Annotated in this window: 29 protein-coding genes; all 29 read left to right on the top strand. The window is 38.3% G+C overall.

The features are described 5' to 3' along the window. Positions 1–4: 4 nt before the first annotated feature. The 29 genes from WKR92_RS04555 (at position 5) to WKR92_RS04415 (ending at position 14,940) form a co-directional block, all read left to right on the top strand. Positions 5–652 carry a DedA family protein gene (locus WKR92_RS04555; protein WP_375556644.1) on the top strand — a complete coding sequence of 216 codons (648 nt, stop codon included), beginning with the start codon at positions 5–7 and terminating at the stop codon, positions 650–652. Between the two features lie 126 nt (positions 653–778). Further along, positions 779–1,393 (top strand): 50S ribosomal protein L3, encoded by a 615-nt coding sequence (gene rplC / locus WKR92_RS04550; RefSeq protein WP_375556643.1) that lies wholly within the window; start codon positions 779–781, stop codon positions 1,391–1,393. A 4-nt stretch (positions 1,394–1,397) separates the two neighbouring features. After that, positions 1,398–2,027, top strand: a complete 630-nt coding sequence (gene rplD, locus WKR92_RS04545) for a 50S ribosomal protein L4 (protein WP_375556642.1) — start codon at positions 1,398–1,400, stop codon at positions 2,025–2,027. Position 2,028: 1 nt separating this feature from the next. Beyond that, positions 2,029–2,322: a 50S ribosomal protein L23 gene (gene rplW / locus WKR92_RS04540; protein WP_375556641.1), complete on the top strand. Its 294-nt coding sequence runs from the start codon at positions 2,029–2,031 to the stop codon at positions 2,320–2,322. 3 nt (positions 2,323–2,325) lie between these two features. After that, positions 2,326–3,150 (top strand): 50S ribosomal protein L2, encoded by an 825-nt coding sequence (gene rplB, locus WKR92_RS04535; RefSeq protein WP_375556640.1) that lies wholly within the window; start codon positions 2,326–2,328, stop codon positions 3,148–3,150. After that, positions 3,150–3,416 carry a 30S ribosomal protein S19 gene (rpsS, locus tag WKR92_RS04530; RefSeq protein WP_375556639.1) on the top strand — a complete coding sequence of 89 codons (267 nt, stop codon included), beginning with the start codon at positions 3,150–3,152 and terminating at the stop codon, positions 3,414–3,416. Before rplB ends, rpsS begins: the two co-directional genes overlap by 1 nt. Positions 3,417–3,419: 3 nt before the next feature. Next, a complete protein-coding gene (gene rplV / locus WKR92_RS04525) occupies positions 3,420–3,788 on the top strand; it encodes a 50S ribosomal protein L22 (RefSeq protein ID WP_375556638.1) in 369 nt (122 codons plus the stop codon). 6 nt (positions 3,789–3,794) lie between these two features. Further along, positions 3,795–4,550, top strand: coding sequence for a 30S ribosomal protein S3 (gene rpsC, locus WKR92_RS04520; RefSeq protein WP_375556637.1), 756 nt, complete (start codon positions 3,795–3,797; stop codon positions 4,548–4,550). Positions 4,551–4,598: 48 nt separating this feature from the next. Continuing rightward, complete coding sequence (gene rplP, locus WKR92_RS04515) at positions 4,599–5,021, top strand: 50S ribosomal protein L16 (RefSeq protein WP_375556636.1); 423 nt, start codon at positions 4,599–4,601, stop codon at positions 5,019–5,021. A 92-nt stretch (positions 5,022–5,113) separates the two neighbouring features. After that, a complete protein-coding gene (gene rpmC, locus WKR92_RS04510) occupies positions 5,114–5,344 on the top strand; it encodes a 50S ribosomal protein L29 (RefSeq protein WP_375556635.1) in 231 nt (76 codons plus the stop codon). A 14-nt stretch (positions 5,345–5,358) separates the two neighbouring features. Beyond that, on the top strand, positions 5,359–5,613 hold the full coding sequence (gene rpsQ, locus WKR92_RS04505) for a 30S ribosomal protein S17 (protein ID WP_375556634.1): 255 nt from the start codon (positions 5,359–5,361) through the stop codon (positions 5,611–5,613). Between the two features lies 1 nt (position 5,614). After that, positions 5,615–5,983, top strand: a complete 369-nt coding sequence (rplN, locus tag WKR92_RS04500) for a 50S ribosomal protein L14 (RefSeq protein ID WP_375556633.1) — start codon at positions 5,615–5,617, stop codon at positions 5,981–5,983. A 1-nt stretch (position 5,984) separates the two neighbouring features. Next, on the top strand, positions 5,985–6,326 hold the full coding sequence (gene rplX / locus WKR92_RS04495; RefSeq protein WP_375556632.1) for a 50S ribosomal protein L24: 342 nt from the start codon (positions 5,985–5,987) through the stop codon (positions 6,324–6,326). Further along, a complete protein-coding gene (gene rplE / locus WKR92_RS04490; protein WP_375556631.1) occupies positions 6,326–6,895 on the top strand; it encodes a 50S ribosomal protein L5 in 570 nt (189 codons plus the stop codon). The genes rplX and rplE overlap by 1 nt, the downstream gene beginning before the upstream one ends. Then, complete coding sequence (rpsN, locus tag WKR92_RS04485; RefSeq protein ID WP_118193207.1) at positions 6,888–7,157, top strand: 30S ribosomal protein S14; 270 nt, start codon at positions 6,888–6,890, stop codon at positions 7,155–7,157. Before rplE ends, rpsN begins: the two co-directional genes overlap by 8 nt. A gap of 75 nt (positions 7,158–7,232) precedes the next feature. Further along, the gene (rpsH, locus tag WKR92_RS04480) at positions 7,233–7,631 is read left to right on the top strand and encodes a 30S ribosomal protein S8 (protein WP_375556630.1); all 399 of its coding nucleotides are present in this window, start codon (positions 7,233–7,235) and stop codon (positions 7,629–7,631) included. 15 nt (positions 7,632–7,646) lie between these two features. After that, positions 7,647–8,204 (top strand): 50S ribosomal protein L6, encoded by a 558-nt coding sequence (rplF, locus tag WKR92_RS04475; RefSeq protein WP_375556629.1) that lies wholly within the window; start codon positions 7,647–7,649, stop codon positions 8,202–8,204. 5 nt (positions 8,205–8,209) lie between these two features. Then, positions 8,210–8,563 (top strand): 50S ribosomal protein L18, encoded by a 354-nt coding sequence (rplR, locus tag WKR92_RS04470; RefSeq protein ID WP_446014091.1) that lies wholly within the window; start codon positions 8,210–8,212, stop codon positions 8,561–8,563. Positions 8,564–8,573: 10 nt separating this feature from the next. Then, entirely contained in the window at positions 8,574–9,092 is a 519-nt protein-coding gene (gene rpsE / locus WKR92_RS04465) for a 30S ribosomal protein S5 (protein ID WP_375556628.1), read from the top strand. Between the two features lie 9 nt (positions 9,093–9,101). Then, complete coding sequence (rpmD, locus tag WKR92_RS04460) at positions 9,102–9,281, top strand: 50S ribosomal protein L30 (RefSeq protein ID WP_375556627.1); 180 nt, start codon at positions 9,102–9,104, stop codon at positions 9,279–9,281. An 83-nt stretch (positions 9,282–9,364) separates the two neighbouring features. After that, complete coding sequence (gene rplO / locus WKR92_RS04455) at positions 9,365–9,811, top strand: 50S ribosomal protein L15 (RefSeq protein ID WP_375556626.1); 447 nt, start codon at positions 9,365–9,367, stop codon at positions 9,809–9,811. 3 nt (positions 9,812–9,814) lie between these two features. Further along, positions 9,815–11,143, top strand: coding sequence for a preprotein translocase subunit SecY (gene secY / locus WKR92_RS04450; protein ID WP_375556625.1), 1,329 nt, complete (start codon positions 9,815–9,817; stop codon positions 11,141–11,143). 2 nt (positions 11,144–11,145) lie between these two features. Further along, positions 11,146–11,937, top strand: coding sequence for a type I methionyl aminopeptidase (gene map / locus WKR92_RS04445; RefSeq protein ID WP_375556624.1), 792 nt, complete (start codon positions 11,146–11,148; stop codon positions 11,935–11,937). A gap of 65 nt (positions 11,938–12,002) precedes the next feature. Then, positions 12,003–12,221, top strand: a complete 219-nt coding sequence (infA, locus tag WKR92_RS04440; protein ID WP_375556623.1) for a translation initiation factor IF-1 — start codon at positions 12,003–12,005, stop codon at positions 12,219–12,221. A 52-nt stretch (positions 12,222–12,273) separates the two neighbouring features. Continuing rightward, entirely contained in the window at positions 12,274–12,390 is a 117-nt protein-coding gene (gene ykgO / locus WKR92_RS04435; RefSeq protein WP_132224472.1) for a type B 50S ribosomal protein L36, read from the top strand. 16 nt (positions 12,391–12,406) lie between these two features. Further along, positions 12,407–12,784, top strand: a complete 378-nt coding sequence (gene rpsM / locus WKR92_RS04430; RefSeq protein WP_375556622.1) for a 30S ribosomal protein S13 — start codon at positions 12,407–12,409, stop codon at positions 12,782–12,784. 19 nt (positions 12,785–12,803) lie between these two features. Next, positions 12,804–13,193 (top strand): 30S ribosomal protein S11, encoded by a 390-nt coding sequence (gene rpsK / locus WKR92_RS04425; RefSeq protein WP_375556621.1) that lies wholly within the window; start codon positions 12,804–12,806, stop codon positions 13,191–13,193. Between the two features lie 67 nt (positions 13,194–13,260). Beyond that, positions 13,261–13,869, top strand: a complete 609-nt coding sequence (gene rpsD, locus WKR92_RS04420) for a 30S ribosomal protein S4 (RefSeq protein WP_375556620.1) — start codon at positions 13,261–13,263, stop codon at positions 13,867–13,869. A gap of 78 nt (positions 13,870–13,947) precedes the next feature. Then, entirely contained in the window at positions 13,948–14,940 is a 993-nt protein-coding gene (locus tag WKR92_RS04415) for a DNA-directed RNA polymerase subunit alpha (protein ID WP_375556619.1), read from the top strand. Positions 14,941–14,988 lie beyond the last annotated feature (48 nt).

Here is a 14,988-nt window from a genome sequence, read left to right as displayed (position 1 = left end):
AAAATTGGAATTAATTCAAACATTAATAGATTTTGTTCTTAACATTGATGAACATTTGGTGGAGATCGTAAACTCCTACCAGACTTGGACGTATTTGATACTCTTTCTCATCGTATTTGCAGAAACCGGGTTTGTGGTTACTCCATTCTTGCCTGGAGACTCCCTTCTCTTTGCTACTGGTGCTATTATCGCCAAACCTGAAACTGATCTGAATATTTTCTTTATGTGTTTCCTGCTAATTGCTGCAGGTTTTTTGGGAGACTTGGTAAATTATCATATTGGTCAATATATAGGTCCGAAGGCGTTTAGCGGTCGAATAAAGTTCTTGAAAAAGGAGTACTTAGATAAGACACAAGCCTTTTATGAAAAACATGGAGGCAAAACCATTATATATGCTCGGTTTATTCCTATTGTCCGCACTTTTGCTCCTTTTATTGCTGGTGTTGGGACCATGAGTTATCAGCGCTTCGGTTCTTATAATATTATTGGCGCCGTTTTATGGGTGGTCAGCTTTCTTTTTTTGGGGTACTTTTTTGGAGGCTTACCCATTATTAAGGATAACTTTACGTTAGTCATCTTCGCTATTATAATCCTATCTATTCTTCCTCCTTTACTCGAAGTTCTTAGGAGTAAAAAAAAAGTTAAAAATTAATAGAAAAAAGAACATAAGTGTTTGATACTTATTGTAATTTTTCTATCTTTGCCGTCCCTTAGGGAATTACTATGTCTTGAACGAAGCCCTACTGCTTCGATGGACGTTAACAGAAATTAAATAGAAATGTCAGGAATTATTGGAAAAAAAGTAGGTATGACCAGCATTTTCGATGAACAAGGTAAGAACATTCCTTGTACAGTTATCGAGGCTGGACCGTGCGTGGTAACGCAGATACGTACGGAAGAGAAAGATGGCTATGCTGCTGTTCAACTTGGTTATGATGACAAGAAAGAAAAGAACACACCGGCATCTTTGAAAGGGCACTTTGCTAAAGCAAACACAACGCCTAAGCGTAAATTGGTTGAATTCGAATTGTTTTCGGAAGAGAAAAACTTAGGGGATATCGTGACTGTATCGGTATTCCAAGAGGGTGATTTTGTCGATGTGGCAGGTACCTCTAAAGGAAAAGGTTTTCAGGGCGTAGTAAAACGTCATGGATTTGCAGGTTCTGCACAAACGCATGGTCAAAAAAGTCGTTTGCGCGCACCGGGTTCGGTAGGAGCAGCGTCTTGGCCTTCGCGTGTATTTAAAGGTATCCGTATGGCTGGCCGTATGGGTGGAGAACGCGTGAAAGTGCAAAATCTACAGGTGTTGAAGGTGTATGAAGACAAGAATCTTTTAGTAGTGAGTGGTTCTATACCGGGAGCAAAGGGTTCTTATGTAATTGTCGATAAATAAGAAGATGGAAGTTAAAGTTTTAAACATATCAGGTAAAGAAACAGGTGCCAAGGTGCAACTTCCTGAAGCAGTATTTGGTGTTGAGCCTAACGATCATGCTATTTATTTAGACGTTAAGCAATATCTTGCGAATCAAAGACAAGGTACACATAAGTCTAAGCAGCGTAATGAAATCGCTGGTTCAACTCGTAAACTACATAAACAAAAAGGTACTGGAGGGGCTAGAGCCGGCAGTATTAAGTCGCCATTATTTAATGGTGGAGGACGTATTTTTGGTCCGCAACCTCGTGATTATAGCTTTAAGTTAAATAAGAAGTTAAAAGTCGTTGCTCGTAAGTCTGCTTTGAGCTATAAAGCTAAAGACAGTAATATTCTAGTATTAGACGAGGTGAACTTTGATTCAATCAAGACTAAGAACTACTCGAAGCTTTTAGCTGATCTAAATGTAGCAACAGAAAAGACATTAATGGTTCTACCTTCCATTAATAATAATGTTTATTTATCAAGTAGAAATCTGAAGAAAGTAAAAGTGATTACTGCAGATCAATTAAATACATATGATGTATTAAATGCAGGGAAATTATTGCTTACTGCAGATACCGTTAAAATTTTGGAGGAGGCATTAGCCAAATAAGATGGAAATATTAAAGAAACCTATATTGACTGAGAAAGCTTCTATTTTAACTGAAAAGTTAAATCGTTATGCTTTCCAAGTAGATCATAGAGCAAATAAGCTGCAGATAAAAAATGCGGTAGAAAAGATGTTTGATGTTCATGTGAAATCCGTAAATACATCGGTTGTTACAGGTAAGGTTAAGATGCGTCAAACGAAAACTGGAATATCTTCCGGTCGTGCTCCAAAATATAAGAAGGCTATCATTACGTTAAATGATGGCGAAGTAATTGACTTTTACAGTACTATACAATAAGACATGGCAGTTAAAAGATTCAAACCGGTAACACCTGGAACGCGCTTTAGAATTGGCGCCGATTATTCTGAAATTACAACTAATGTGCCTGAAAAGTCATTGGTTGTAAAAATTAAGAAGTCAGGTGGAAGAAATAGTTCCGGTAAAATGACTATGCGTTACATCGGTGGGGGACATAAAAAATCATACCGATTGATAGATTTTAAACGCGATAAAAAAGATATCCCCGCAAAAGTAGCAACGATAGAATATGATCCTAACCGTTCTGCAAGGATCGCTCTACTTCATTACGCAGATGGAGAGAAACGTTATATCATTGCTCCTGATGGGCTGTCCGTAGGTGATACGATTGTTTCTGGTGAAAATGTGGCTCCAGAAGTTGGAAATACTTTACCTCTAAAAAACATTCCGCTAGGTTCAATTATTCATAATATTGAATTAAATCCCGGACAAGGCGGCACTATTGCAAGAAGTGCTGGTACATACGCTCAGTTGTCGGCTCGTGATGGGAAGTATGCTATTGTGAAGCTGCCTTCGGGAGAGACCAGAATGATTTTAGCTACATGTTTGGCTACTTTGGGCTTTGTGTCAAACTCGGAGCGGGCGAATCAAGTATTAGGTAAAGCAGGTAGAAAGCGTTGGTTAGGACGTCGTCCAAGAGTTCGTGGTGTTGCGATGAACCCGGTTGACCACCCGATGGGCGGTGGTGAAGGAAGGACGTCGGGAGGACATCCGCGATCAAGAAACGGTGTGTTAGCAAAAGGCTTCAAAACCCGTTATAAGAAAAAAGTATCGAATCGTTACATCATTGAGAGAAGGAAAAAATAATGGCACGTTCAATTAAAAAAGGTCCATATATTGACCATAACATAGAAAGAAAAGTTCTTTCTATGAATGAAACCAACAAAAAGTCAGTTATTAAAACATGGTCGCGAAGATCAATGATTTCTCCAGATTTTGTTGGCCATACCTTCGCGGTACACAACGGTAATAAATTTATTCCGGTTTACATAACAGAAAATATGGTTGGCCATAAACTTGGAGAATTTGCGCCAACCAGAACATTTAGAGGTCACTCTGAAAAGAAAAGATAAACTATGGAAGCAGTAGCAAAATTAAATAATTGCCCGACTTCGCCACGAAAGATGCGCTTAGTGGTTGATTTAATTCGTGGTGAACGTGTAGAAAAGGCACTATATATTTTAAAGTATACCAATAAAGAAGCCGCACAGCGTGTTGAAAAGCTTTTGCTGTCAGCAATTAAAAATTGGGAGTTAAAAAATGAAGGTCAACGTCCGGAAGAGAGCGAACTATATGTTAAAACAATCTCTGTAGACGGCGGTCGTCAATTAAAAAGATTAAGACCTGCGCCTCAAGGACGTGGTTATAGAATTCGTAAGCGTTCGAATCACGTGACTGTAGTTGTAGATAGTAATAAAAATTTGGTTGAAGAACAAACTAATTAAGGAGAAATGGGACAAAAAGCACATCCAATAGGTAACAGATTAGGAATCATCAAAGGTTGGGATTCTAACTGGTTCGGTGGCAACGACTACTCCGATAAATTAGTTGAAGACGAAAAAATAAGAAAATATCTCTCTGTGCGTATTGCGAAGGGTGGTGTTTCAAAGATTGTTATAGAACGTACGCTAAAGCGTATCACAGTTACGGTTCACACCGCGAGACCAGGTATAGTAATTGGTAAAGGTGGCCAGGAAGTAGATAAAATCAAAGAAGAGTTAAAAAAGCTAACTAAGAAAGACGTTCAGATTAATATTTTTGAGATTAAGCGTCCTGAATTAGACGCGCAGTTAGTCGCTGAAGGTGTAGCTAAACAACTTGAGGCTCGTATTTCATTTCGTAGAGCCATGAAGACTTCAATAGCATCAACGATGAGAATGGGTGCAGAAGGAATAAAAATCATGTGTTCAGGTCGTCTTGGTGGAGCTGAAATGGCACGTACAGAACAGTATAAGGAAGGTAGAATTCCTTTGCATACTTTCCGTGCGGATATCGACTATGCGTTAGCCGAAGCATATACTACATATGGTAAAATCGGAGTGAAAGTATGGATATGCAAGGGCGAAGTGTACGGAAAGCGTGATCTGTCTCCAAATATCGGACAGGCTAGCGGACCGAAAGGAAGACATGAAGGTGGCTCACCAAATGACCGTCGTCGCGGTGATCGCAGACAGCATGGACGTGGTGGAGCAAAGGGACGAAATTAAATTTTAATAATAATATTTTCCGTTTAATCGGGATTAAATAATACGAACATGTTACAGCCAAAAAGAACGAAGTTCAGAAAAATGCAGAAGGGACGTATGAAAGGTAATGCAGGCCGTGGAGCCGAGTTAGCTTTCGGATCGTTTGGCATTAAGTCTTTAGAGCCGGCTTGGATTACAAGCCGTCAAATAGAGGCAGCACGTATTGCAGTTACGCGTTTCATGAAACGTGAAGGTCAAGTTTGGATCCGCATATTTCCAGACAAGCCGGTTACTAAGAAACCAGCTGAGGTACGGATGGGTAAAGGTAAAGGTGCTCCTGAATATTGGGTTGCCGTTGTAAGGCCGGGTCGGATGTTATTCGAAGCTGAAGGAGTTCCTCTAGAAGTAGCTAAAGAAGCTTTACGTCTTGCTGCGCAGAAACTTCCTGTTCAAACTAAATTTGTTATTCGTAGAGATTACGTAGAGGCATAAAATATTAGTGCGAACCTTTGTTGATTTAGTTGCCGTTACCAACCGAATCGTATCTAAACAAAGTTTCTTGCTAGGACTAAGAAAAATAAAAAATGAAAAATTCAGAAATTTTAAATCTGACAACTGAAGAGATTATAGCTCAGATCGCTGAAGAGAAAGCTACTCTCAGTAAATTGAAATTTGCTCATGCTGTTTCTGCAATTGAAAATCCTAACAGGATTAAGTTTGCACGTAAAACAATAGCTCGTTTACAAACGGAATTAACTAACCGTAACGCTGCAGATGTAGCAGAGGTGAAAGAAACAGCCACTGAGGAACAATAATTTTAGAAATCCAAATGGAAAGAAAATTAAGAAAAACAAGAATTGGATTAGTAGTAAGTGACAAAATGAACAAGTCCATCGTTGTGGCTGTGGTACGTAAAGTAAAGCACCCAATGTACGGTAAGTTCGTTAAAACGACTACAAAATTCAAAGCTCATGATGAGTCTAATACCTGCGGTATCGGCGATAAGGTATTAATTATGGAAACACGTCCTTTGAGTAAAACAAAGAACTGGAGATTAGTAGAAATTTTAGAAAAGGCTAAGTAACATGGTACAACAAGAATCAAGATTAAATGTTGCTGACAATAGCGGAGCCAAAGAAGTTTTGGTAATTCGTGTATTAGGAGGCACCGGTAAGCGTTATGCGTCTATTGGCGATAAAATTGTTGTAAGCGTTAAAAGTGCTATTCCTTCCGGTAATATAAAAAAGGGCTCTGTGTCCAAAGCTGTTGTTGTAAGAACGAAAAAAGAGATTCGTCGTAAAGATGGTTCTTACATTCGCTTTGATGATAATGCGGCTGTATTGTTAAACAATCAAAATGAACCCCGCGGAACTCGTATCTTTGGCCCTGTAGCGAGAGAATTACGTGAAAAGCAGTTCATGAAAATTATTTCATTAGCACCGGAGGTTTTATAAAATGGGAAATATACAAACGAAACAACCAAAGCTAAAAATCCGTAAGGGTGATTTAGTTCAAATTATTGCTGGTAATTCCAAAGGAATTCAAGGTAAAGTTTTAGAAGTAAGTGTTAAGTCTAGTCGTGTCATAGTCGAAGGCGCTAACATTGTTTCTAAACATACAAAACCAAATGCAACGAACCCAAATGGTGGAATTATAAAAAAAGAAGCTTCAATCCATATTTCGAATGTAGCTTATGTAGATCCTAAATCTGGGAAACCTACGCGAATTGGTCGTAAATTAAATAGTGATAATAAGCTAGTTCGTATAGCAAAAAAATCAGGGGAGGAAATTAAATAATGAGTTACGTACCACGCTTAAAAAGCAAATATAACGAAGAAATCCGTACGGCACTGAAGGATAAATTCCAGTACAAAAGTGTAATGCAGGTTCCAAAACTGCAGAAGATTTCGATTAATCAAGGGGTTGGTGGCGCTACTACTGATAAGAAGTTGATTGAAAATGCAATCAACGAGATAACCACTATTACAGGTCAGCAGGCAGTTGCTGCAAAGTCAAAAAAGGACGTTTCTAACTTTAAGTTAAGAAAAGGAATGCCCGTTGGCGTCCGCGTAACACTTCGTGACGTTAAAATGTATGAATTTTTAGATCGATTAGTTTCGGTAGCATTGCCGCGTATTCGTGATTTTAGAGGTATTAATGATAAAGGGTTCGACGGTCATGGAAATTATACCTTAGGTATTAGTGAGCAAATTATCTTCCCTGAAATTAATATAGATAAGATTAATAAAATTACAGGTATGGATATTACGTTTGTAACTTCAGCGCAAAATGACGTGGAAGCATTGGAGTTATTGAAACAATTCGGATTACCATTTAAAAATCAAAATACAAACACAAATGGCTAAAGAAGGAATTAAAGCAAGAGGCGTAAAACGCGCCAAGTTGGTAGCTAAATATGCTGAGAAGCGTGCAACACTAAAAGCTGCTGGCGATTATGAGGCTTTAGATAAGCTTCCAAAAAACGCTTCTCCTGTTCGTTTGCACAATCGTTGTAAACTAACTGGTCGCCCTAAAGGGTATATGCGTCAGTTTGGTATTTCACGGGTTGCATTTCGTGAAATGGCTTTGGCTGGTAAAATACCGGGCGTAAAGAAAGCGAGCTGGTAATAGCAATAAGAAAATATTTTTAACCGATAGTAGGTCTGAGTCAATTATAGAAACCACTATCATAAATTAACAACAATGAATACAGATCCAATTGCGGACTATCTTACTCGAGTAAGGAATGCCATGAAGGCCAACCATAGGGTTGTAGAAATTCCTGCATCAAACCTAAAAAAGGAAATCACTAAAGTTCTTTTTGACAAAGGTTACATTACAAACTATAAGTTCGAAGATGAGTCAGCGCAAGGCACAATTAAGATTGCGTTGAAGTATCATCCGATTACGAAAGTTCCTGCTATTCGCACGCTTACCCGTGTGAGTAAACCTGGTTTAAGAAAATATGCAGGTGTAGATAATATTCCACGTGTTTTGAACGGTTTGGGTATAGCTATCCTGTCGACCTCAAAGGGTGTAATGACAGATAAAGAAGCTCGCGTTCAAAATATTGGTGGTGAGGTTTTATGTTATGTATATTAATCAGGAGGAAACGCAATGTCAAGAATAGGAAAATCACCAATCGCCATCCCAAGTGGTGTAACAATAATTGTTTCAGATAAAAACCTTGTTACTGTTAAAGGACCTAAAGGCGAATTGAATCAACAGGTTGATCCAGCGATAACTATCTCCCAAGAAGATGGCGAATTACTAGTTAAGAGATCAACTGAACAAAAACAACATAAATCACTTCACGGATTATACAGATCTTTAATTGCCAATATGGTAATTGGAGTTACTGAAGGGTTTAAAACGACTCAAGAGTTGGTGGGTGTTGGTTATCGTGCTACTAATCAAGGTAATACTTTAGATTTAGTATTGGGTTATTCTCACCATATCGTGTTTGTTTTACCGAAGGAAGTAAAAGTTACGACGGTTACGGAAAAAGGTAAAAATCCAACGATCACATTAGAATCAATCGACAAACAACTTATCGGACAAGTAGCTGCTAAAATCCGTGAGCTTCGTGCGCCGGAACCTTACAAAGGAAAAGGTATCAAGTTTGTTGGTGAAGAGTTAAGAAGAAAAGCAGGTAAATCAGCAGCTAAAAAATAATCATCATGGCAGGAAAAAAAATATCTCGCAGAGAGCGAATCAAGAGAGGAATTAGAAAACGTTTATCGGGATCGACCGAGCGTCCTCGTCTGTCTGTATTTAGAAGTAATAAAGGCATCTATGCACAGGTTATTGATGATGTTAACGGTAGAACAATTGTTTCAGCATCTTCTTTATCCAAAGATTTCGATGGAACGGGCAACAAAATAGAACAATCAAAAGTCGTAGGCAAGATGATTGCCGAAAGAGCTATCGCGGCCGGAGTAAATGATGTGGTTTTTGACCGTAACGGATATTTGTATCACGGTCGAGTAAAATCTTTAGCAGATGGTGCTCGCGAAGGTGGCTTGAAATTTTAAATTAAAAGAGATGTCAACAAATAATATAAAAAGAGTTAAATCAAGCGATATCGAATTAAAAGATCGCTTAGTTAGCATTCAACGAGTTGCAAAAGTAACCAAAGGTGGACGTACATTTAGTTTTTCGGCAATCGTAATAGTTGGGGATGAGAACGGTGTTGTTGGTTACGGCTTAGGAAAAGCTAAAGAAGTTACAGAAGCTATCGCGAAAGGTATTGATGATGCTAAGAAAAACTTAATTAAGGTTCCAATTATCAGAGGTACTGTTCCGCATAGCCAGAAAGGTAAATATTCAGGTGGCCGTGTTTTGATTAAGCCCGCAGTTAGTGGTACTGGTGTTCTTGCAGGTGGCGCGATGCGTGCGGTTCTTGAAAGTGCCGGAATCACAGACGTATTAGCAAAGTCAACAGGGTCATCCAACCCTCATAATGTGGTAAAAGCTACTATTGATGCGTTGGTTAATATGCGCGATGCTTATACGGTAGCTCAGCAACGAGGAGTTGAATTGAGTAAAGTATTTAACGGATAATCATTCATCATGGCGAAAATTAAAATCACACAAATAAAAAGCGTTATCGATAGAAGTGAACGCCAAAAAAGAACTATGCAAGCTTTAGGGTTAAAGAAAATTAACCATTCAGTTGAGGTAGAGGCTACACCATCGATTATAGGGATGATTCGAAAAGTTAATCATCTTGTTGCTTTAGAGAGTTTATAATATTATAGATTATTTCTATAATTTAATGTTAATCTTATGCCTGTAAAGTGAGAGCGAAGGCATAAATAATTGAAGTTATTACAATGAATTTAAGTAACTTAAAACCTGCGGCAGGTTCTACAAAAACAAAAAAGCGTATTGGACGTGGTACTGGATCAGGTCGTGGAGGTACTTCTACTAGAGGACATAAAGGAGCACAATCTCGTTCAGGATACAGTGTCAAAATTGGGTTTGAAGGTGGACAAATGCCATTACAGCGTCGAGTTCCAAAGTTTGGCTTTAAAAATGTCAATCGCGTTGAATATTCCGCTGTTAACCTTGACGTAATTCAGGCATTAGCAGAGAAGTTTAGTTTGACTACCATAGATTTCGACGTTTTGAAGGAGCATGGCCTAGTTTCGAAAAATGAGTTGGTAAAGGTATTAGGCCGTGGAGAAGTTTCATCAAAGTTGGAAGTTAAAGCACATGCCTTTTCTGCTTCTGCTCAAAAAGCGATTGAAGTTGCTGGTGGGTCGGTCGTTAAATTATAATAAATGAAGAAGCTGATTTCAACATTAACGAATATTTGGAAAATTGAAGATTTAAGGACGCGTATTCTGAATACGCTTCTTTTTCTTTTGATTTACCGTATTGGTTCGCATATTGTATTGCCTGGAGTTAATCCTGCGGCTCTTGATCAAGAAGCTAAGGAAGGTCTATTAGGTTTGTTAAACATGTTTGCGGGTGGGTCTTTTTCTCGTTCGGCAATTTTCGCATTAGGTGTAATGCCCTATATTTCTGCATCTATCGTGGTGCAATTATTAGGCATTGCGGTACCCTATTTTCAAAAGCTGCAGAAAGAAGGAGAGAGCGGTACTAAAAAAATGACGCAAATTACGAGATACCTGACACTGGTTATCACGCTTCTTCAGTCAGTAGCTTATATACGTTCACAAATCAGTCCCGACGCAATCATGATGTCCGAGCCACTGTTTACAATCTTATCTACAATTATATTAACATCAGGAACCATGTTTGTGATGTGGCTTGGAGAGAAGATTACAGACAAGGGTATTGGAAACGGTATTTCTCTAATTATCATGGTGGGTATTATTGCTCAATTACCAGGTGGATTGATGCAAGAAGGAGCTTCGAGGTTGGGTGGTAATGGCGGACTAATTGCTTTGATTTTAGAAATGGTCGCCTTGTTTGGGGTTGTGCTATTTACTATTTTGATCGTCCAAGGGGTTCGTAAGATCCCTGTTCAATATGCAAAGAGAATAGTGGGAAACAAACAATATGGTGGGGTAAGGCAATATATTCCTTTGAAGGTAAATACGTCTGGTGTAATGCCTATTATTTTCGCGCAAGCAATAATGTTCGTGCCGATGACGCTTCCTCAGTTTTTCCCTGATATGCAATCATCGTTAATTACATCTTTAAGTGACTACACATCTGTTGCTTACAACATAACTTTTGCTATTTTGATTATTGCCTTTACATTTTTCTATACAGCAATTATGGTCAATCCTCAACAAATGGCAGAAGATATGAAGAAAAATGGTGGTTTTATACCTGGAATCAAACCTGGTATTGCAACTACAGGTTTTATAGATGGAGTTCTATCCAAAATAACATTTCCAGGAGCTATCTTTTTGGCAATCATAGCGATATTCCCGGCAATTGCAACTAAGCTTGGTGTTAACAGTCAGTTTGCTCATTTTTATGGAGGAACTTCTTTACTGATTTTAGTGGGTGTTGTGCTAGATACATTGCAGCAGATTGAAAGTCATCTATTGATGCGTCATTATGATGGATTGATGAAAACGGGTCGAGTTAAAGGTCGAACATCTATGCCAAGTGCTGCTAATTCGCCCATTTAGGTATGTCGAAACTCATTCTTAAATCCGCAGAACAAATAGCTTTAATTCGCCAAAGTTGTGATCTTTTATCTAGAACACTCGGCGAATTAGCCAAGCTTATTAAGCCAGGCGTACGGACAATTGATCTAGATTCGATGGCTCGCGAATTTATTCGTGATAATGGTGGTGAGCCTGCGTTTTTGAATTACAATGGGTTTCCTTATTCTTTATGTATATCTGTGAACGATCAGGTTGTTCACGGTTTTCCCGGAAAGTATGAGCTAAAGGATGGTGATATTATATCCGTTGATGGAGGTATTGTGTTGAATGGATATATTAGTGACTCTGCATATACTTTTGCAGTAGGCGAAGTCAAACCTGAGGTCAGAGATCTTTTAAAAATAACAAAGGAAGCATTATACGCTGGGATTGATCAAGCGACAACTGGGAAGCGAGTTGGTGATATATCATACAGTATTCAATCTTATATTGAGAAGTACGGATACGGAATTGTAAGGGAATTAGTAGGACACGGAGTAGGAGTCAATCTGCATGAAAAGCCCGAAATACCTAATTACGGACGTAGAGGAAACGGTGTAAAGTTGGTCGACGGGATGGTGATTGCAATAGAACCGATGGTTAATTTGGGAAAAGCAGGTGTCAAATTTTGGGAAGATGGTTGGACTGTGAGTACAATAGATGGGTTACCTTCAGCACATTTTGAACATACCGTTGCTATAGCAAAAGGTAAACCAGAGGTTTTAACCACCTTCTCATATATCGAAGATATTTTAGATAAAAAAGATTGTTATTAGTTTTTTTTATTTGTATTTTTGCAACCCTGTTAGTATCAGGCATTAAACGATAATTTATATAATATATGGCTAAACAAGCCTCAATTGAACAAGACGGAGTCATTAGGGAAGCATTATCCAATGCTATGTTCCGAGTTGAACTGGAGAATGGGCATGAGATAATTGCCCACATTTCTGGTAAGATGAGAATGCACTATATTAAGATTTTACCGGGTGACCGAGTGAAGTTGGAAATGTCTCCTTATGATTTAACTAAAGGCCGAATTACCTATCGATACAAATAATAGTACACATTAGGTGCCTCATAGGACCTGTTTTATAATAATAATATTAAAGATGAAAGTTAGAGCATCCATAAAAAAACGTAGTGCCGATTGCAAGATCATTCGTCGCAATGGCAAATTGTATGTAATCAATAAAAAGAACCCTAGATTTAAACAGAGACAGGGATAAAATATTAAAATAATATATGGCAAGGATAGCAGGTATAGATTTACCCAAAAACAAACGAGGAGAAATCGGTCTTACTTACATTTATGGTATCGGTCGTTCAACAGCACAACGTATTTTGACCGATGCAGGCATAAGTTTTGACGTAAAAGTTCAAGAATGGACTGATGATCAACTAGCGACAATACGTACGCTTATTAATGACGAGATTAAGGTTGAAGGCGCGTTGCGTTCTGAAGTTCAATTGAATATCAAGCGATTGATGGATATTGGATGCTATCGTGGTCTTCGTCATCGTAAGGGATTACCAGTTCGTGGTCAACGCACTAAAAATAATTCCCGTACCCGTAAAGGAAGACGTAAGACAGTTGCGAACAAGAAAAAAGCTACTAAATAATAATTGACAAGATTTAATAATGGCTAAAAATAAAAAAATAACCAAAAAGCGTCTTGTTGTGATTGAGCCCGTAGGTCAGGCTCACATAAGCGCAACATTTAATAATATCATTGTCACTTTAACTAACAATCAAGGACAACCAATATCTTGGTCTTCTTCAGGTAAGATGGGTTTCCGTGGTTCTAAGAAGAATACGCCATATGCGGCTGGTCAAGCAGCTGCTGACTGTGCTAAAGTTGCTTACGATTTAGGACTGAGAAAGGTTGACGTATTTGTTAAAGGACCAGGGTCAGGACGCGAGTCGGCGATACGCACATTGCAGACTGCAGGAATTGAAGTTACATCAATACGTGATATCACTCCTCTTCCACATAATGGTTGCCGTCCTCCAAAAAGAAGAAGAGTTTAATTAATTCATTTTAAAGCTAAGATTCTCCCATATAGATAGAGAGGGGGATACTTTAAATAATAACAATATGGCTAGATATATCGGACCAAAGTCCAAAATCGCTCGCAGATTCAGGGAACCTATTTTTGGTCCTGATAAAGTATTAGATAGAAAAAATTACCCACCGGGTCAACACGGAAATGGTAGAAGACGGGGAAAACAATCTGAATACGCGATTCAGTTGATGGAGAAGCAAAAAGCTAAATATACCTATGGTATTTTAGAGCGTCAATTTGCTAATCTATTCGTGAAAGCTTCAGCGAAAGAAGGGATTACTGGTGAGGAGTTGTTTAAATTGCTTGAAGCGCGTTTAGACAATACGGTGTACCGTTTAGGGATAGCCCCTACGCGTGCCGCTGCACGGCAATTGGTTGGACATAAGCATATCACTGTGAATGGTGAGTTGGTTAATATTCCATCATATAGCCTTAGACCTGGTGATACTGTGGCTGTAAGAGAACGTTCAAAATCTCTGGAAGCAATCACAAATTCTGTAGCAGGTAAACAAATCAACAAATTCTCTTGGTTAGAATGGGACGGAAATGAGTTAGCTGGGAAGTTCTTGAACTATCCGAACCGCGACGAGATTCCTGAAAATATTAAGGAAAACTTAATCGTTGAGTTGTACTCTAAATAAACCTTTTAGTGGAAGATTATATTTTTAATATGTGGTCTTTCACTAAAATATAAATTCAACAATTTTAAATTGAAATAAATGGCAATTTTAGCATTTCAGAAACCGGACAAAGTTATTATGCAAAAAGCGACTGATTTTGATGGTCAGTTTGAATTTCGTCCATTAGAACCGGGTTTTGGTGTCACCATTGGTAATGCTTTGCGTCGTATTTTACTTTCTTCATTAGAAGGTTATGCAATTACTTCAACTCGGTTTTCAGGGGTATCGCATGAATTCTCGACCATTAAAGGTGTAGTGGAGGATGTTACGGAAATTATCTTAAACTTGAAGCAAGTGCGTTTCAAGAAGACAGGTGAGATGGGTGATACTGAAAAGATCTTTATCGTCATTAACGGTCAAGATCAGTTCAAAGCAGGAGAGATAACCAAGTTTTCATCTAACTTTACTGTTCTTAATCCCGATTTAGTAATATGTAACTTGGATAGCACTATTCCATTGGAGATCGAGATTACAGTAAACAAAGGTAGAGGTTATGTTAGTGCGGAAGAAAATAAAGTAGTCGATTCAGCGTTAGGTGTTATTGCTATTGATTCAATTTTTACACCAATCATTAATGTTAAATATACTATTGAGAACTTTCGTGTCGAGCAAAAAACTGACTACGAAAAGCTTCTCTTAGATATATCTACTGATGGTTCTATTCATCCAGAAGATGCGTTAAAAGAGGCTGCTAAGATTTTAATTCACCACTTCATGTTATTCTCTGACGAGAATATTCTTTTAGAATCACAAACGAAAGAAGAAACTAAAGAAGTGGATGAAGAAATTTTGCATATGCGTAAAGTTTTAAAAACTGAACTTGTGGATCTTGACTTGTCTGTTCGGGCATTAAACTGCTTGAAAGCCGCAGATATTCGTACGTTAGCGGAATTGATTTCCTACGATGTAGCAGACATGTTGAAGTTTAGAAATTTCGGTAAAAAGTCCCTAACGGAAATCCAAGAATTGGTAAAATCGAAAGGTTTGTCTTTCGGAATGAATCTTAGTAAGTATAAATTAGATGAGGAATAATTAGGTCGATATCTATCGATAGCAGACCTGTTGCATAATTCCCTCCAT

Source organism: Albibacterium profundi (assembly GCF_042159835.1).
Taxonomy (GTDB): domain Bacteria; phylum Bacteroidota; class Bacteroidia; order Sphingobacteriales; family Sphingobacteriaceae; genus Albibacterium; species Albibacterium profundi.
The sequence above is the reverse complement of the archived record's forward strand: the minus strand, read 5'-3'. Positions and strand labels throughout refer to the sequence as shown.

What these genes read in the sequence shown, in the direction of transcription:
- rplO (WP_375556626.1), top strand. Translation starts at nt 9,365, where the DNA reads ATGAATTTAAGTAACTTAAAACCTGCGGCAGGTTCTACAAAAACAAAA.
- rpsM (WP_375556622.1), top strand. Translation starts at nt 12,407, where the DNA reads ATGGCAAGGATAGCAGGTATAGATTTACCCAAAAACAAACGAGGAGAA.
- rpsS (WP_375556639.1), top strand. Translation starts at nt 3,150, where the DNA reads ATGGCACGTTCAATTAAAAAAGGTCCATATATTGACCATAACATAGAA.
- rplR (WP_446014091.1), top strand. Translation starts at nt 8,210, where the DNA reads ATGGCAGGAAAAAAAATATCTCGCAGAGAGCGAATCAAGAGAGGAATT.
- ykgO (WP_132224472.1), top strand. Translation starts at nt 12,274, where the DNA reads ATGAAAGTTAGAGCATCCATAAAAAAACGTAGTGCCGATTGCAAGATC.
- rpsN (WP_118193207.1), top strand. Translation starts at nt 6,888, where the DNA reads ATGGCTAAAGAAGGAATTAAAGCAAGAGGCGTAAAACGCGCCAAGTTG.
- rpsD (WP_375556620.1), top strand. Translation starts at nt 13,261, where the DNA reads ATGGCTAGATATATCGGACCAAAGTCCAAAATCGCTCGCAGATTCAGG.
- rpsC (WP_375556637.1), top strand. Translation starts at nt 3,795, where the DNA reads ATGGGACAAAAAGCACATCCAATAGGTAACAGATTAGGAATCATCAAA.
- rpmD (WP_375556627.1), top strand. Translation starts at nt 9,102, where the DNA reads ATGGCGAAAATTAAAATCACACAAATAAAAAGCGTTATCGATAGAAGT.
- rpsH (WP_375556630.1), top strand. Translation starts at nt 7,233, where the DNA reads ATGAATACAGATCCAATTGCGGACTATCTTACTCGAGTAAGGAATGCC.
- rplD (WP_375556642.1), top strand. Translation starts at nt 1,398, where the DNA reads ATGGAAGTTAAAGTTTTAAACATATCAGGTAAAGAAACAGGTGCCAAG.
- rpsQ (WP_375556634.1), top strand. Translation starts at nt 5,359, where the DNA reads ATGGAAAGAAAATTAAGAAAAACAAGAATTGGATTAGTAGTAAGTGAC.
- rplF (WP_375556629.1), top strand. Translation starts at nt 7,647, where the DNA reads ATGTCAAGAATAGGAAAATCACCAATCGCCATCCCAAGTGGTGTAACA.
- rpmC (WP_375556635.1), top strand. Translation starts at nt 5,114, where the DNA reads ATGAAAAATTCAGAAATTTTAAATCTGACAACTGAAGAGATTATAGCT.
- rplW (WP_375556641.1), top strand. Translation starts at nt 2,029, where the DNA reads ATGGAAATATTAAAGAAACCTATATTGACTGAGAAAGCTTCTATTTTA.
- rplP (WP_375556636.1), top strand. Translation starts at nt 4,599, where the DNA reads ATGTTACAGCCAAAAAGAACGAAGTTCAGAAAAATGCAGAAGGGACGT.
- rpsK (WP_375556621.1), top strand. Translation starts at nt 12,804, where the DNA reads ATGGCTAAAAATAAAAAAATAACCAAAAAGCGTCTTGTTGTGATTGAG.
- rplC (WP_375556643.1), top strand. Translation starts at nt 779, where the DNA reads ATGTCAGGAATTATTGGAAAAAAAGTAGGTATGACCAGCATTTTCGAT.
- rplE (WP_375556631.1), top strand. Translation starts at nt 6,326, where the DNA reads ATGAGTTACGTACCACGCTTAAAAAGCAAATATAACGAAGAAATCCGT.
- map (WP_375556624.1), top strand. Translation starts at nt 11,146, where the DNA reads ATGTCGAAACTCATTCTTAAATCCGCAGAACAAATAGCTTTAATTCGC.
- rplV (WP_375556638.1), top strand. Translation starts at nt 3,420, where the DNA reads ATGGAAGCAGTAGCAAAATTAAATAATTGCCCGACTTCGCCACGAAAG.
- rplB (WP_375556640.1), top strand. Translation starts at nt 2,326, where the DNA reads ATGGCAGTTAAAAGATTCAAACCGGTAACACCTGGAACGCGCTTTAGA.
- rplN (WP_375556633.1), top strand. Translation starts at nt 5,615, where the DNA reads ATGGTACAACAAGAATCAAGATTAAATGTTGCTGACAATAGCGGAGCC.
- WKR92_RS04415 (WP_375556619.1), top strand. Translation starts at nt 13,948, where the DNA reads ATGGCAATTTTAGCATTTCAGAAACCGGACAAAGTTATTATGCAAAAA.
- rpsE (WP_375556628.1), top strand. Translation starts at nt 8,574, where the DNA reads ATGTCAACAAATAATATAAAAAGAGTTAAATCAAGCGATATCGAATTA.
- infA (WP_375556623.1), top strand. Translation starts at nt 12,003, where the DNA reads ATGGCTAAACAAGCCTCAATTGAACAAGACGGAGTCATTAGGGAAGCA.
- secY (WP_375556625.1), top strand. Translation starts at nt 9,815, where the DNA reads ATGAAGAAGCTGATTTCAACATTAACGAATATTTGGAAAATTGAAGAT.
- rplX (WP_375556632.1), top strand. Translation starts at nt 5,985, where the DNA reads ATGGGAAATATACAAACGAAACAACCAAAGCTAAAAATCCGTAAGGGT.